The 13259-nt window shown below is 63.4% G+C and carries 13 protein-coding genes; 10 read left to right on the forward strand and 3 right to left on the reverse strand.

Annotation, left to right across the window (positions count from 1 at the left end):
• Positions 1 to 97 precede the first annotated feature (97 nt).
• Both D0Z70_RS03130 and wrbA read left to right on the forward strand, forming a co-directional pair.
• Complete coding sequence (locus D0Z70_RS03130) at positions 98 to 817, forward strand: pirin family protein (protein ID WP_119744096.1); 720 nt, start codon at positions 98 to 100, stop codon at positions 815 to 817.
• A gap of 107 nt (positions 818 to 924) precedes the next feature.
• Positions 925 to 1524 carry an NAD(P)H:quinone oxidoreductase gene (wrbA, locus tag D0Z70_RS03135; protein WP_119743931.1) on the forward strand — a complete coding sequence of 200 codons (600 nt, stop codon included), beginning with the start codon at positions 925 to 927 and terminating at the stop codon, positions 1522 to 1524.
• A 111-nt stretch (positions 1525 to 1635) separates the two neighbouring features.
• Here wrbA and D0Z70_RS03140 read toward each other — a convergent pair whose 3' ends face one another.
• A complete protein-coding gene (locus tag D0Z70_RS03140; protein WP_119744097.1) occupies positions 1636 to 3594 on the reverse strand; it encodes an alpha/beta hydrolase family protein in 1959 nt (652 codons plus the stop codon).
• Between the two features lie 173 nt (positions 3595 to 3767).
• Here D0Z70_RS03140 and D0Z70_RS03145 point away from each other — a divergent pair, with 173 nt between their 5' ends.
• Positions 3768 to 5456: a M28 family peptidase gene (locus D0Z70_RS03145; RefSeq protein ID WP_119743932.1), complete on the forward strand. Its 1689-nt coding sequence runs from the start codon at positions 3768 to 3770 to the stop codon at positions 5454 to 5456.
• A 98-nt stretch (positions 5457 to 5554) separates the two neighbouring features.
• Here the strand turns inward: D0Z70_RS03145 and D0Z70_RS03150 are convergent, their stop codons facing one another.
• A complete protein-coding gene (locus D0Z70_RS03150; RefSeq protein ID WP_119744098.1) occupies positions 5555 to 5998 on the reverse strand; it encodes a DUF6265 family protein in 444 nt (147 codons plus the stop codon).
• A 114-nt stretch (positions 5999 to 6112) separates the two neighbouring features.
• Between D0Z70_RS03150 and D0Z70_RS03155 the strand changes: the two genes are divergently transcribed.
• Positions 6113 to 7099: an agmatine deiminase family protein gene (locus D0Z70_RS03155; RefSeq protein ID WP_119743933.1), complete on the forward strand. Its 987-nt coding sequence runs from the start codon at positions 6113 to 6115 to the stop codon at positions 7097 to 7099.
• Positions 7100 to 7101: 2 nt separating this feature from the next.
• The gene (aguB, locus tag D0Z70_RS03160) at positions 7102 to 7950 is read left to right on the forward strand and encodes an N-carbamoylputrescine amidase (RefSeq protein ID WP_119744099.1); all 849 of its coding nucleotides are present in this window, start codon (positions 7102 to 7104) and stop codon (positions 7948 to 7950) included.
• Between the two features lie 3 nt (positions 7951 to 7953).
• Here the strand turns inward: aguB and D0Z70_RS03165 are convergent, their stop codons facing one another.
• Positions 7954 to 8913 carry an acyltransferase family protein gene (locus D0Z70_RS03165; RefSeq protein WP_119743934.1) on the reverse strand — a complete coding sequence of 320 codons (960 nt, stop codon included), beginning with the start codon at positions 8911 to 8913 and terminating at the stop codon, positions 7954 to 7956.
• A 75-nt stretch (positions 8914 to 8988) separates the two neighbouring features.
• On the opposite strand from D0Z70_RS03165, the gene D0Z70_RS03170 reads away from it, so the two are divergent.
• The 5 genes from D0Z70_RS03170 to D0Z70_RS03190 all read left to right on the forward strand — a co-directional run bounded on the left by D0Z70_RS03170 (position 8989) and on the right by D0Z70_RS03190 (position 13234).
• A complete protein-coding gene (locus D0Z70_RS03170) occupies positions 8989 to 9666 on the forward strand; it encodes an RluA family pseudouridine synthase (RefSeq protein ID WP_119743935.1) in 678 nt (225 codons plus the stop codon).
• A 30-nt stretch (positions 9667 to 9696) separates the two neighbouring features.
• On the forward strand, positions 9697 to 10122 hold the full coding sequence (gene arfB, locus D0Z70_RS03175; protein ID WP_119743936.1) for an alternative ribosome rescue aminoacyl-tRNA hydrolase ArfB: 426 nt from the start codon (positions 9697 to 9699) through the stop codon (positions 10120 to 10122).
• Between the two features lie 101 nt (positions 10123 to 10223).
• Positions 10224 to 11450, forward strand: coding sequence for a glycosyltransferase family 87 protein (locus D0Z70_RS03180; protein WP_239018790.1), 1227 nt, complete (start codon positions 10224 to 10226; stop codon positions 11448 to 11450).
• Positions 11451 to 11496: 46 nt separating this feature from the next.
• The gene (locus tag D0Z70_RS03185) at positions 11497 to 11982 is read left to right on the forward strand and encodes a GAF domain-containing protein (RefSeq protein ID WP_119743937.1); all 486 of its coding nucleotides are present in this window, start codon (positions 11497 to 11499) and stop codon (positions 11980 to 11982) included.
• Between the two features lie 163 nt (positions 11983 to 12145).
• On the forward strand, positions 12146 to 13234 hold the full coding sequence (locus D0Z70_RS03190; RefSeq protein WP_119743938.1) for an RcnB family protein: 1089 nt from the start codon (positions 12146 to 12148) through the stop codon (positions 13232 to 13234).
• The last annotated feature ends 25 nt before the right edge of the window (positions 13235 to 13259 follow it).

Here is a 13259-nt window from a genome sequence, read left to right on the forward strand (position 1 = left end):
ATCCGTTTCAATGCTGCGTGTTTCGGAAACGATCCTGATGACTAGATTAGCGGAAAGCAAGCCGGAATGTCCGGTCGATATTTGGAAAGGCAAGGATATGAACACGCACATTGCAAACCGTATCGAGCGCCGCCCCTTCGCGTCGCTGGGCCACGCCGATCATGGCTGGCTGAATGCACGGCACCATTTTTCGTTCGCCGACTATCATGACGAGGACCGCATGAACTGGGGCGCGATCCGGGTGTGGAATGATGATGAGATCGGCCCGCGTTCGGGCTTTCCGCCCCACCCCCATGCCGACATGGAAATCATCACCTATGTCCGCACCGGCGCGATCACGCACAAGGACAGCCTGGGCAATCAGGGTCGTACCGAGGCGGGCGACGTTCAGGTGATGTCAGCCGGCACCGGCATCCGTCACGCGGAATATAATCTGGAGGATGAAACCACCACTTTGTTCCAGATCTGGGTCATCCCGCGCGCACGCGGCGGCAGCCCAAGCTGGGGTGCCAAGCCGTTTCCGCGTGGGCAGCGGTCGGGCAAGCTGGTTGTGCTGGCCAGCGGCTATGACGAGGACGCAGAAGCCCTGCGCATCCGCGCCGATGCCCGCCTGCTGGGTGGCACGATCCGGGCGGGCGACAGCGTGACCTATGACAGCGCCGACGGTCGCCACCTCTATCTCGTGCCTGCCACGGGACGGGTCAGCATCGACGGTGAGACGTTCGAGGCACGCGACGGCGCGGCAATCATCGGCGGTGCGCCCATCACCATCACCGCGATCGAGGACGCCGAAATCGTCCTGGTCGACAGCATCTGAAGTTACCGGCCCGTCCCTCCCCCGGACGGGCCGGCCGCCGCCCGCGCATTCTCCCCCCTCCCCTGGCGCGGGCGGCACCCTCTTTCCACCCTTCAAGGAGACACATCATGGCTAAGCTTCTGGTTCTCTATTACTCCTCCTACGGTCATATCGAAACGATGGCCAAGGCCGTTGCCGAAGGCGCAGCCGCAACGGGCGCACAGGTCGATATCAAGCGCGTCCCCGAAACCGCGCCGCTCGAAGTCGCGAAGAACGCCCATTTCAAGCTGGATCAGGACGCACCGGTCGCAACCGTCGCGGAACTGGCGGACTATGACGCCATCGTCATCGGCACCGGCACCCGCTTTGGTCGTATGTCGAGCCAGATGGCGGCCTTCCTCGATCAGGCCGGTGGGCTGTGGGCGCGTGGCGCATTGAACGGCAAGGTTGGCGGTGCCTTCACCTCGACCGCCAGCCAGCATGGCGGGCAGGAAACCACGCTCTTTTCGATCATCACCAACCTGTTGCATTTCGGCATGACCATCGTGGGTCTGGATTATGGTTTCCAGGGCCAGATGGGCGTGGACAAGGTGCGCGGCGGATCACCCTATGGCGCGACCACGCTGGCCGATGGCGATGGCAGCCGCCAGCCGTCGGAAGAGGAACTGGACGGCGCCCGCTATCAGGGCCGCCGGATCGCCGAAACCGCGATCAAGCTGCACGGATAAGGTCAGACTACGCCGTCTGGATTACGCAGCCTGACCTGTCACATCAGTGCTGTTACCAGTCTGGAGGGAGCGGGCGCGCCGGGACTGTGCGTCCGTTCCCTTTTTTGATTGCTATTTCCCGGCAGCGAGCAAGAAGTCCGCGCTTTTCTGCAACATGTCCGCACGGGCGTCGCTGTCGTTCAGGCTATGCGCAAGCCCGTCATAAACGACCAGCTGGCTGCGCTTGCCTGCGCCCTCCAACTTGCTCTGCATGATCTTCGCCTGGCTGATATCGACATTGCCATCGTCCGTGCCGTGGAACATCAAAACCGGCGCACGAAATTGCGCAGCATGGCTGGAGGGGGAAGCTTCTTCCGCTTCAGGTCCGGTGCCCATACGCTGCTGCTGCACCAGATAGCTACTGTCAAACTGGGCGCGACGCAGCCGATCACCAAAGTCGGTCACGGGCGCGATCGCAACGACCGCCTTGAACAGGTCAGGATCGATCACCTGCGCCTGTAGTGCGGCATAGCCGCCATAGGACCAGCCAGCGATCGTCAGCTTGGCAGGATCGGCAATGCCTTGCGCCACCAGCCAGCGCCCGGCATCAACCACATCGTTGATCGCCTTGCGCCACGAGCGATAGCCGTTTTGAATCAGCCATTGCTCGCCAAAGCCAGCCGATCCGCGAAACTGCGGCTGGATGACGGCAAATCCGCGCGCCGCGTAATATTGCACCATCCAGTCAAAACCCCATTCATCGCGCGACTCCGGGCCGCCATGGGGCATGACAATCGCGGGCAGCCCCTTGGCAGTTTCCTTGCCGGGCGGCAGCGTCAGATAGGCCGGGATCGTGACGCCATCAGCTGCCTTGAAACTGACCGGCTTCATTGTCGCCAGCTGGCGATCCGCCAGTTCGGGACGATCGGGCATCAGCGGCGACAATTTGCGCGCCGCGCGGTCAAACAGATAATATTGGCCGGGATCGACGTCGCTGCCCGCCCACACCAGAACTTTCTGCCCATCGCTGCTCATGTCGCCAATATGGATGGCCTTGCCACCCAGCGCCTTGCCCAGCGACGTGACCAGGGACGACGCAATGGGATCAAAATAGACCGCTTCGCGATGTTCCAGCGCGTAGCTTGCACCCACAACCCGCCGGTCGCGCCCGACCCGGATCAGGCCGCTCACATCGACCTGCGGATGGACAAAAACGACTTTCTTTTCAAGGCCATGGTCCAGCGCGATCGACACGAGCGCCTCGCGCCCGTCAGTCTTTTCAAAGCCATAGACGATGTTCTTCTGAGGATCGACAGCGAGCGGATAGAAGCCGCTATTGTCGCGCACATCATAGGTGGACAGGTCGCTCCAGCCCGTCTTGCCTTGCGGCCGATAGAGAAATTTGTAGGTCCCCTTGGAATAGCCGGTTCCCTTAACCTCTTGCAGCCCCATGACCCGGACATTGCCGATGCCATCGGAAATATAATCGATTGCCAATTTGGTTGGCGTTTCGATCCGCTTCCCGCTGCCGCTGCGCGTGTCGATCCGGTCCACGCCCAGGCCATCCAACCGCTTTTCGACAAGGCTGCCGATCTTGGCTTCGGGGACATAGGAACGGGTCATCAATATCGCGCCATCCTCGCCCGGCAGCAGGTCGACAATGTCACCGCCGCGAAAGTCATAGGATAATGCGTTCTGACCACGCCGCTGGCTCAGCAGCTTGGCATTGCCGCCTGACACATCGACCGCGAATACATTGCTGAACCCATAGACATCGTCGGCGTAGCGCGTTTCGCCAAAAATCTGGCAGGCAAGCCGGGCGGCAGCGACCCAGTCGCAGCGGGACAGATGCTCCGGCTTGCCAGTCGTCGTCGCCGCGACAACCAGTTCTGCGCCTTCCTTCGCCTCCAGCACATAGGCACGGCTGCTCCGGCCCGGCCCGGCGGAAATCAGCGCGATTTTCGATCCATCGGGCGAGATACTCGCGGAAATCACCGTCTCGCGCGCGCCGAAGGCTTTGGCCAGCGCATCAGGCTGAGTCTGGGCGAGTGCGCCCTGCGAGGTTCCAGCCGCCAGCAGCGCCACCATCATTGCCTTGTCGAAACGGATCATGCCCCGCCTTGCCCCCAAATTCTTCCTGTTGGTTCAGGGGCTAAGCGAAGCCGTAGAATGGCGCAATCCCCTTGCTTGCCCTTGCCCTCGCACAATGGCATCACGGAACATCACAATCGTATAACAATGATTTTTTTGAGGGAGATGCCCTGATGCGAACGTCTTTGCTGGCCCTTGCGGCCACCCTGGCCCTGCCCCTTGCCGCCTGCACCAGCGACGGTGCCGATACGCCGCCCGCCTCGGCATCTGCCACGGCTCCCGCTGCGGTCGAACCGTCGATCGACACGATGAAGCGGCTGGTGCAGGAACTGTCCTCGGACGCTTATGAAGGCCGCGCGCCCGGTTCTGCGGGTGAGGAAAAGACTCTGGCGCTGCTCGCCGCCGAGTTCGGCAAGCTGGGCCTGAAACCCGGCAACAAGGGCAGCTGGTTTCAGGATGTGCCGCTGGTCGAGATCAACGCGAAGAATGTGTCGCCGCTCAGCTTCACCGGCGGCAAGAGCGCGGTCAGCGCGACCTATGGCCCCGAAATGGTCGTCGGCACCTATCGCACCACCCAGCCGAAAATCGCGGTCAAGGACAGCCCGGTGGTGTTCGTCGGCTATGGCATCAACGCACCTGAAAAGGGGTGGAACGACTATGCCGGGGTCGATGTGAAGGGCAAGACGGTCATCATCCTGGTCAATGATCCCGATTATGAGACGCCGGGACTGACCGGGCCGTTCAATGGTCGGGCGATGACCTATTATGGCCGCTGGACCTATAAATATGAGGAAGCGGCGCGGCAGGGCGCAGCCGCCGCGATCATCGTGCATGACACGGTGCCCGCCGCCTATGGCTGGAATGTCGTACAGTCGAGCTGGACCGGGGCGCAGCATGTCGCCGACAGTGCGGACGGCAATGCGGGGCTTTCCGCCGCGATCGGCTGGATCCAGAAGGACAAGGCAGCGGCCCTGTTCGTCAGCGCCGGGCTGGACCTGAACGCGCAGATGGTCGCAGCGAAAAAGCCGGGTTTCAAGGCCGTGCCGCTGGGCACGGTCAAGGCGTCGGTGTCGTTCGACAATGACCTGCGCAAACATATGTCGAAAAATGTCGTGGCATTGCTGCCCGGCAAGACGCGACCGGATGACTATGTCCTCTACAGCGCCCATTGGGACCATCTGGGCCGTTGTCAGGCCGCGCCCGATGGCGACGACATCTGCAACGGCGCGGTCGACAATGCGACCGGCACGGCGGCGCTGGTGGCATTGGCGGAGGCCAATGTGAAGGCCGGACCGACCGACCGCAGCCAGGTATTTTTGGCAGTGACGGCGGAGGAATCGGGGCTGCTGGGATCGGCCTATTATGGCAGCAATCCGGTCTTTCCCTTCGCGCAAACCATCGGCGGCGTGAATATGGACGCACTCTCGGTCGCGGGGCTGGCGAAAAACGTCGTGGTGATCGGCAAGGGCAAGTCGCAGCTCGACGCCTATCTCAACCGGGCGCTCGGCGCACAGGGGCGCGTGGCAACGCTGGAGCCGACCCCGGAGAAAGGCTATTATTACCGCTCGGACCATTTCAGCTTCGCCAAGCATGGCCTGCCGATGCTCTATTTCGAGGGCGGCGAGGATCTGGTGACCGGCGGCACGGCGGCAGGCATGGCCGCGGCGGAGGATTATACCAAGAACCGCTATCACGGACCCAAGGATGAATATGATCCCAATTGGGATTGGACCGGGGTGCTGGCCGACTTGAAGCTTTACTATAGCGTGGGCCGCGATCTGGCGACCGGCAGCGACTGGCCCAACTGGGTCGAAGGCGACGAATTCCGGGGCATCCGCGACAAGGATCGGGCGGGGAAATAAGGGCTGCCCGGTGCTCCCGCGCAGGCGGGAGCCCAGTTCCAATGTCTCAACTGGGCTCCCGCCTGCGCGGGAGTACGTCGCTCATTTGGCCGGGCATTTCACTCCCCCATCGGCGCGTAGGACCAGCTTTGCTTTTCGCTGCCGTCGATCTTCGAGATTTCGGCCTTGAGCAGTTTGCCGTCGCGCCAATAGCGGATGCGCTGGGGATAGTCATGGGCAGTGTTCGCAAACACAATCTCGGTCGCGCTCTGCGATTCGATGGCGAAGCGTGCGGCACGCGCGCCCTTGGGCGACGCATAAAAGGCGATGCTGCCGTCGGGGTCGATCTGGATGCGGGTCTGTTCCCAAAACTCCAGCGTCTCCCCCTTCCCCGTGCGCGCTGCGCCCAGCAATATGCCGCCGCGCGGACCCGACCAATACTCCTCCGACCAGCTTTCCCCGTTGCGTTCGACCCATGCCCCCGCGATCCAGCCGGGCAGTTCGTCCGCCTGCGCCGCCAAAGGCGTCATCGCCAGCATGAGGCTCATGATTAGTGCACGCATGATCTGCTCTCCCCCTGTCCAGACCGGACGCGCCACGCTATGGAGCGCCCCGATCCATAATATCACGCCCCATAATATCACGCATCGCCGCGACTGCCGAGTGAGGACAGACAGATGACTTTCCGTATGCCTGCCGAATGGGCGCCGCATGACTGGACCTGGATCGGCTTTCCGACCAACCCCGCCGAATGGCCCGGCGAGTTTGAGGAAGCGCGAGCGCAGATCGCCGCCTTCGCCAGCGCGCTCCATGCCGGGGGCAAGGGCGAAGATGTCCGGCTCGTTGTCGCCAATGCCGCCGATGCGGACGCGGCGCGGGCCTTGGTTGCGCCAGGCGTCGCGATCGTCGAACAGAGATTAGGCGACGTCTGGCTGCGCGACACCGCGCCGATCGCGGTGCTGAACGGCAATGCGCGGGCGCTGGTCGATTTCGGCTTCAACGGCTGGGGCGGCAAATATCAGATGCCGGGTGACGAGGATATTGGCGCACGGCTGGCGGCGACCACCGGCCTGCCGACATCGACGCAGCACTGGATATTCGAGGGCGGCGCGGTCGATACCGATGGCACCGGCCTGTTCGTGACGACCGAGCAATGCCTGCTCAACCCCAATCGCAATCCCGACCTTGATCGCGGCAAAATCGAGACGCTGCTGGCGGGGAGCCTCGGCCTCTCCGACATGCTCTGGCTGGGCGACGGGTTGTTGAACGATCATACCGACGGCCATGTCGACAATCTGGCGCGCTTCGTGGGCGAAGGGCTGCTGGCGCTGCCGATCGCCACAACGGACGACGATCCCAACGCCGCGATCTACGCCGATGCACGGGCGCGGGCCAGAGCGCATGGCGTGACCGTCGTGGACATCCCCTCGCCGGGGCTGGTGATCGTGGATGGAGAAGCCATCCCGGCCAGCTACATGAATTTCTATATCGGCAACGCGGCCGTCATTGTGCCCATCTATGGCCAGCCCAATGACCAGGCCGCGCTCGATACGCTTGCCCCTTTCTTTCCGGGGCGGGATATTGTCGGCCTGCGCAGCGATGCCATATTGTCGGGCGGCGGCAGTTTCCACTGTTGCAGCCAGCAAATGCCTTCGGTGGGATGACCATGACCAAAGTAACCGTTGCCGCGCTCCAGCTCGCTTTCACCGACGACATGGCTGAAAATATCGCCCGCGTCGCGACCCATGTGGCCAAGGCCGCCGCGCGCGGGGCGAAGATCATCCTGCCGCCCGAACTGTTCGAGGGGCCATATTTCTGCCGCGTCGAGGATGAAGCCCTGTTCGCGCGGGCGCAGCCGGTGGATGAGCATCCCGCCGTGCAGGAAATGCGCAAGCTGGCCAAGGACCTGGGCGTCTACATCCCCACCAGCTTCTTCGAGCGCGACGGACAGCATCATTATAATTCGCTCGCGATGATCGATGATCAGGGCGAGATTATGGGCGTCTATCGCAAGAGCCATATTCCCGACGGGCCGGGCTATGAGGAGAAATATTATTTTCGCCCCGGCAATACGGGGTTCAAGGTGTGGCCGACGAGATATGGCACGATCGGCGTCGGCATCTGCTGGGACCAATGGTATCCCGAATGTGCGCGGGTGATGGCGCTGATGGGCGCGGAAATGCTGTTTTATCCCACCGCAATCGGCTCCGAACCCTATGATGCGGACCTCGACACCAGCCGGATGTGGCGGCGGGCGATGATCGGTCATGCCGTGTCCAACTGTATGCCCGTGATCGCCGCCAACCGCATCGGCGAGGAGGATGGCCAGGCCTTCTACGGCCACAGCTTCATCAGCGACCAGTGGGGCGATTTCGCCGCCGAAGCCGACGCCAGGGATCTGGGCGCGCTGGTCGCGACGCTCGATCTGGCGCAGGCGCGCACCCACCGCGCAGGCATGGGCTTCTTCCGCGACCGGCGGCCCGACCTTTACGGGCGGATCGCGCAGGATATCTGAACGCTATAGCAGCAGGCGGCGCGCGGACGGACAGGCGATAATCGCGCGCCACAACAGGTACGGCACGATCAGCGCAATCGCCAGCAACCACATCTTGCCCAGATAAGGCGAGAGATAGTGGATGAAGGCCACATGCAGATACATGATGACCAGCGACGCCCGGCCTAGCGACGCCAGCGGTGCGGCATAGGGTGCGATGCGGCGGGCGATGGCAACGATCAGCAGCGATGTCGCGATCGCCGACCCGATCGACAATAGCGGCCAGCCATAATCGGCAACCTTCATGTTGAGCGTGGGGAACCACCCTGCCAGACCCACCAACGACAGCAGCCCCAGCGGCCCGATCATGCCCCAGTGCCACCGGACCCGCGCCCATGCCGCTCCTGTCCAGAGCAACACAAACGCCATCGGCACCGCGAGCAACCCCAATGGCGACGCCTGCGTCATCCAGCCGAGCGCATAAGCCGCCCCCGTCACCGGAACCAGCAACAGCGCCCAGCGCCGGTCGAACGGATCGGGCCAGCGGCCCAGCGCCATGTTGAACAGGATGCGCGCGACCATCAGGCAGGGGACGAACCAGAAGATCGTATAAGGTCCGCGCAGCCAGAAGCCGCCCAGCAAGATGGGCAGCAGATCGCCCGGCCATTGGTGGAAAATCGGCCGCCCGCCCTTCATCGGCTCGATCATCTGATCCGCGACGATCAGCAGTGTCAGGAAAATCGCATAGGGCCGCATCTGGCTGACCAGCTGGCGGCGGGTGAAACGCCCGACCGGCTGCGGCCGCGACAGCATCCCCGACAATATGAAAAACAGCGGCATGTGAAAGCTGTAGAGCGCATCGCGCACCGGCCCGCGCGTCCACACATGGCCGATCACGACGGCAAGGATGCCGATACCGCGCGCAACATCGACCCAATCGAGCCGGTCGCCCGCTTCCTGATCGATCGTCCCCCTATGCTCCATCGCCTCCACGCCCTATAGGACGGGACGCGCGCGTCAATGCGCCCCTGCCCTGTTTCCCGATCGGACCCCTATCCCTTGGCCCTGCTTACCGACCATGTCCTCTTCATCGATGGCGAGGCCATCATTCTCGACAAGCCCGCCGGCCTGCCGGTCGATGCCCCGCGCGACGGGTCGATTGCGCTCGAAAATCACCTGCAATCGCTGACCTTCGGCTTTGCCCGCTGGCCGCTGCCGGTCCACCGGCTGGACCGAGACACCAGCGGCTGCCTGCTGCTCGCCCGCAATCCCAAGGCGCACAAGCGCTTCGCCGGCGCGTTCGAGGCCGGGACGGTCGCGAAACGCTATGTCGCGGTCGTTGACGGGGTGCCAGCCGAAGAAAGCGGCACGATCGAACTGTCCCTGTCCAAGATCAGCAGCGCGAGCGAAGGCTGGCGCATGATCCCGGCCAAGGCGGGCAAGGTCGCCGTCACCCATTGGCGCAAGGTCGCGGAGAAAGACGGCCGCGCGCTGATCGCCTTCACGCCCCAGACCGGGCGCACCCACCAGATCCGCGTCCATGCGCTGCACGGCCTGGGCTTCGGCATCGTCGGCGATCCGGTCTATGGCGAAGGCGGCGTGCCGATGTTGCTGCACAGCCGTTTCCTCAGCATCCCGCGCGGCGAAAAGCCAGCGGCGGAGGCGACCGCGCCGCTGCCCGCCACCTTTGCCGACGCCGGATTCGGGCAAGCGCTGCTGGACGAAGCTGGGCTTTGACCGGCGCGGTCGAGCGGATACAGTCGCGCCATGGTCGCCATCGCCATCACCCGCTCCATCGCCATCGATAGCGACGAGATTGTCGAAACCTATACCCGCGCGTCGGGTCCGGGCGGCCAGCATGTCAACACGACCGACAGCGCCGTGCTGCTGCGCTTCGACGTCGCCAACTCGCCTGGCCTGCCCGATGCCGTGAAAAACAGGCTGGTTGACCTCGCAGGATCGCGGATGACGCGCGAAGGCGTGCTGATCCTGCGCAGCGAAGGGGCGCGGTCGCAACTGCTCAACCGGCAGGATGTCCGCGACCGCCTGATCGCTCTGATCCGCGAAGCCACCATCGTCCCCAAAAAACGCCGCCCGACCAAACCGACCAAAGCCTCGCAAAAGCGCCGGGTAGAGGGCAAGGTCAAGCGTGCCAGCGTCAAGCAGGGGCGCGGCAAGGTGCGGGTGGAGTAAGCATCTCCTCCCAACCATCGCACGTCGTTTACGAATTAACCATATTTGCCTGTCTAGATGCAGCGTCGCATCCCGCGCGCGCAGCTATGGATCGGTTGAATATGGGTCACTCGCCGCAGAATATCAGCATCCCGTCAACAATGACATTAACGCCGCTCCGACTGCTGCTGCTCTGGCTCGGCGCAACGTTTCTGGGCGCAGTGCTGATCCTCTCCGACTTGCTGCAACTGGACGGACTACGCCTGACCCAAGCGCGGCTGATCATCGGTCGTGATTTTCTGAACGTCTGGTCCGGTGGGCATCTCGCGCTTCAGGGGCAGTTGGCGACGCTCTATGATTATCAGGGCTACATGGCGTGGCAGGCGTCGATATTCGGGCCGCTCGACTCCTATAACTATTCTTATCCACCCCACAGCCTGTTTCTGGCCATGCCCTTTGCAATGCTACCCTATCCGCTGGCGCTGGCGATCTGGACGCTGCTGGGGGCGGCATTTTTCATGTGGGCAGCGCGCCCCTATTTGCCCGATACCCTGTCGCTGGCCCATGCGATCCTGACCCCCGCCGCAATCATCAATATCTGGTGGGGGCACTATGGATTTGTTATTGGTGGCCTTTGGCTACTTTACTTCCACTATCTGGATCGCTCTCCCGGCCGCAGCGGGGTCGTGGCAGGACTGTTGACGCTCAAACCCCATCTGGGACTGCTGATCGCGCTGACCATGCTGGGCCGCAAACAGTTGCGCCCGATCCTGATTGCCAGCGCTGTGGCACTGAGCCTGATCGGCCTCAGCATCCTCATTTTTGGCGGCGATCTGTGGCGGACATGGCTGGTCGAAACGTCCGCGCTCCAGACCCGGATCATGACCGCGCCGGGTCCAAAATTCTATTATTTCATGATGCCATCCGCCTATATCGCGCTGCGCGAAGCCCCCACCGCCCTCGCTTTCATGGTCCAGACCGCATTCGCTATCGCGGCGCTGGCACTGTTCTGGAAGGCGCGGGATGCACGGGCGCAGGATCTGGCGTTCGTAAGCGCGTCGGCCACGGCTGTCATCATGCCCTATATCTTCAACTATGACCTGACCGTATGCAGCCTTGGCTTTGCCATATTGCTGTTCGGACGATGGGGGGCGTTGACGACAGGGGAAAAACTGGCGCTCTGGTTCGCCTTCGCCGCCCCCCTGCTGGTCATGGCCTTCAACCCGATCGGGCCAGTGGCGCTGCTGGCCGGGCTGTTCGTCCAGATGCGCCATGCGACGGGGCGGAACGGCGAACCGATCGCGCCAAGCTTTGGTTGGCAAACGTGGCAGGAACGCGCGCACAACTGATTATCACCCTCTGGCCCTGCCCCGCCACCGCGCCTATATCCGCGTCATGTATGATTTTGCCCCCACCGATACTGCCGACAAGGCGGCGCTCTACGCTGACCTGCTTCTTGCCGCCGGAGCGCTTACGCGGGACGAGCCGGACCATGTCGCCAACATGGCCAATACAGCGGCGCTGATCTGGCAATATCTGCCTGACCTCAACTGGGCGGGCTTCTATCGCATGGTCGATGGCGAACTGGTGCTGGGACCGTTTCAGGGCAAGCCCGCCTGCATCCGCATTCCGCTGGGGCGCGGCGTGTGCGGCACGGCGGCAGCGACGGGGCAGACGCAACTGGTCGCGGACGTCCATGCCTTTCCCGGTCACATCGCCTGCGATGCGGCCAGTGCGTCGGAAATCGTCGTGCCGGTCATGGTCGATGGCCAGTTGATCGGCGTGCTGGATCTGGACAGTCCTCGCCCTGCTCGCTTCGACTCGGATGACGCGCGGGGGCTGGAGGCGCTCATCGCGCGGGTCGCGCCGCGAATCGGCTGAGGCGTTAACCCTCTTTCCCGCCACGACGGCGCATTCCGCCCCGTTTCGGGACAGGATTTAACCCTCCCACTCATGGATAGGCGGGGATCGCCATGCTAAACAGAGCGTTAGCATTTTGACCCGCTGGCGCTTCCCCGCCACGGGAAAACAGGGAGCGTTAACCATGCGGACATCCGGCCTTCTCCTTCTGGGCGCGAGCATTGCGCTGGCGGGCGCGGCCAGCCCGGCACTGGCGGGCAGCGGCCCGGCGATGGGCCATGGCACGACCGGCGGCTGGTCCGGCGGCGGATGGAAGGGCGGCGGTCGGCCGATGACCCACGCACCCCGACCGGGCATGAACTGGAATGGTGGCCACCGTTGGGGACCACGCCAAAATGGTCGCTGGTATGCGGGCTGGCGCGCGCCGGGTGGCTGGAACGGCTATCAGCGCCCGGTCTATGGCTATGTTCTGCCGCGCTACTGGGTCAGTCCCTCCTATTATATCGGCAATTACGGGGCCTATGGCCTGCCAGCCCCTGCCGCAGGCTATGGCTGGTCGCGCTATTATGACGATGCGGTCATGACCGACCGTTATGGCCGGGTCTATGACAGCCGCTACAATGTCGCGTGGGACCGTTATGAAGGCGGCTATGGCGATGATGGCTATTATGACGATCGTGATGCGTATCGTCGCCCCGACAATGGCCTTGGCGGCGCGGCCATCGGCGCTGTGGTCGGCGGCGTTGCGGGCAATCGCATTGCGGGGCGCGGCAATCGCACCGCTGGCACGCTGATCGGCGCAGGTGTCGGCGCGATTGCCGGTGCCGTGATCGACAAGGCCGAGGATGCCCCACGCCGCGGCGCTGCGCCGCCGCCGCGTCGTCCCGGTGCTGGCTATGATTATGGCTATGGCTATGCCGACGACAGCGTCACCACCCAGAATGACTATGAAGGGCGCTGGACCGGCACCTGGACGACCGCCGATGGCAAGCGCACCAGTGGCACCTATGAGGGCCGGTTCGAGGGCGAAGTGCGCGGCGCGGGCGTTGATTATGACGCGCCAGCCTATACAGGCCAGCCACACTGGGCGCAGGGTCCGGCGCATGTCACCACCCAGGGCGGCGGCTATGTGTCGGGCGGCTATTATTACCCAGCGCCGATCGTGACCACAGTGACGATCGAACCTGCGGTGACGACAACGACCACCACGACCTATGTCACCCAGCGCGTCGGCTATCGCAAGCCAGCGCGCCGGGCGTGCCGCTGCAAATAAGCGTTTAAGGGCGACAGATCAGGGC

It is taken from the genome of Sphingobium terrigena, assembly GCF_003591655.1.
In the GTDB taxonomy this organism is placed as follows: domain Bacteria; phylum Pseudomonadota; class Alphaproteobacteria; order Sphingomonadales; family Sphingomonadaceae; genus Sphingobium; species Sphingobium terrigena.

Excerpts from the sequence above, each read along its gene's own strand:
- D0Z70_RS03130 (WP_119744096.1), top strand. The coding sequence starts at position 98 with ATGAACACGCACATTGCAAACCGTATCGAGCGCCGCCCCTTCGCGTCG.
- wrbA (WP_119743931.1), top strand. The coding sequence starts at position 925 with ATGGCTAAGCTTCTGGTTCTCTATTACTCCTCCTACGGTCATATCGAA.
- D0Z70_RS03140 (WP_119744097.1), bottom strand. The coding sequence starts at position 3,594 with ATGATGGTGGCGCTGCTGGCGGCTGGAACCTCGCAGGGCGCACTCGCC.
- D0Z70_RS03145 (WP_119743932.1), top strand. The coding sequence starts at position 3,768 with ATGCGAACGTCTTTGCTGGCCCTTGCGGCCACCCTGGCCCTGCCCCTT.
- D0Z70_RS03150 (WP_119744098.1), bottom strand. The coding sequence starts at position 5,998 with ATGCGTGCACTAATCATGAGCCTCATGCTGGCGATGACGCCTTTGGCG.
- D0Z70_RS03155 (WP_119743933.1), top strand. The coding sequence starts at position 6,113 with ATGACTTTCCGTATGCCTGCCGAATGGGCGCCGCATGACTGGACCTGG.
- aguB (WP_119744099.1), top strand. The coding sequence starts at position 7,102 with ATGACCAAAGTAACCGTTGCCGCGCTCCAGCTCGCTTTCACCGACGAC.
- D0Z70_RS03165 (WP_119743934.1), bottom strand. The coding sequence starts at position 8,913 with ATGGAGCATAGGGGGACGATCGATCAGGAAGCGGGCGACCGGCTCGAT.
- arfB (WP_119743936.1), top strand. The coding sequence starts at position 9,697 with ATGGTCGCCATCGCCATCACCCGCTCCATCGCCATCGATAGCGACGAG.
- D0Z70_RS03180 (WP_239018790.1), top strand. The coding sequence starts at position 10,224 with ATGGGTCACTCGCCGCAGAATATCAGCATCCCGTCAACAATGACATTA.
- D0Z70_RS03185 (WP_119743937.1), top strand. The coding sequence starts at position 11,497 with ATGTATGATTTTGCCCCCACCGATACTGCCGACAAGGCGGCGCTCTAC.
- D0Z70_RS03190 (WP_119743938.1), top strand. The coding sequence starts at position 12,146 with ATGCGGACATCCGGCCTTCTCCTTCTGGGCGCGAGCATTGCGCTGGCG.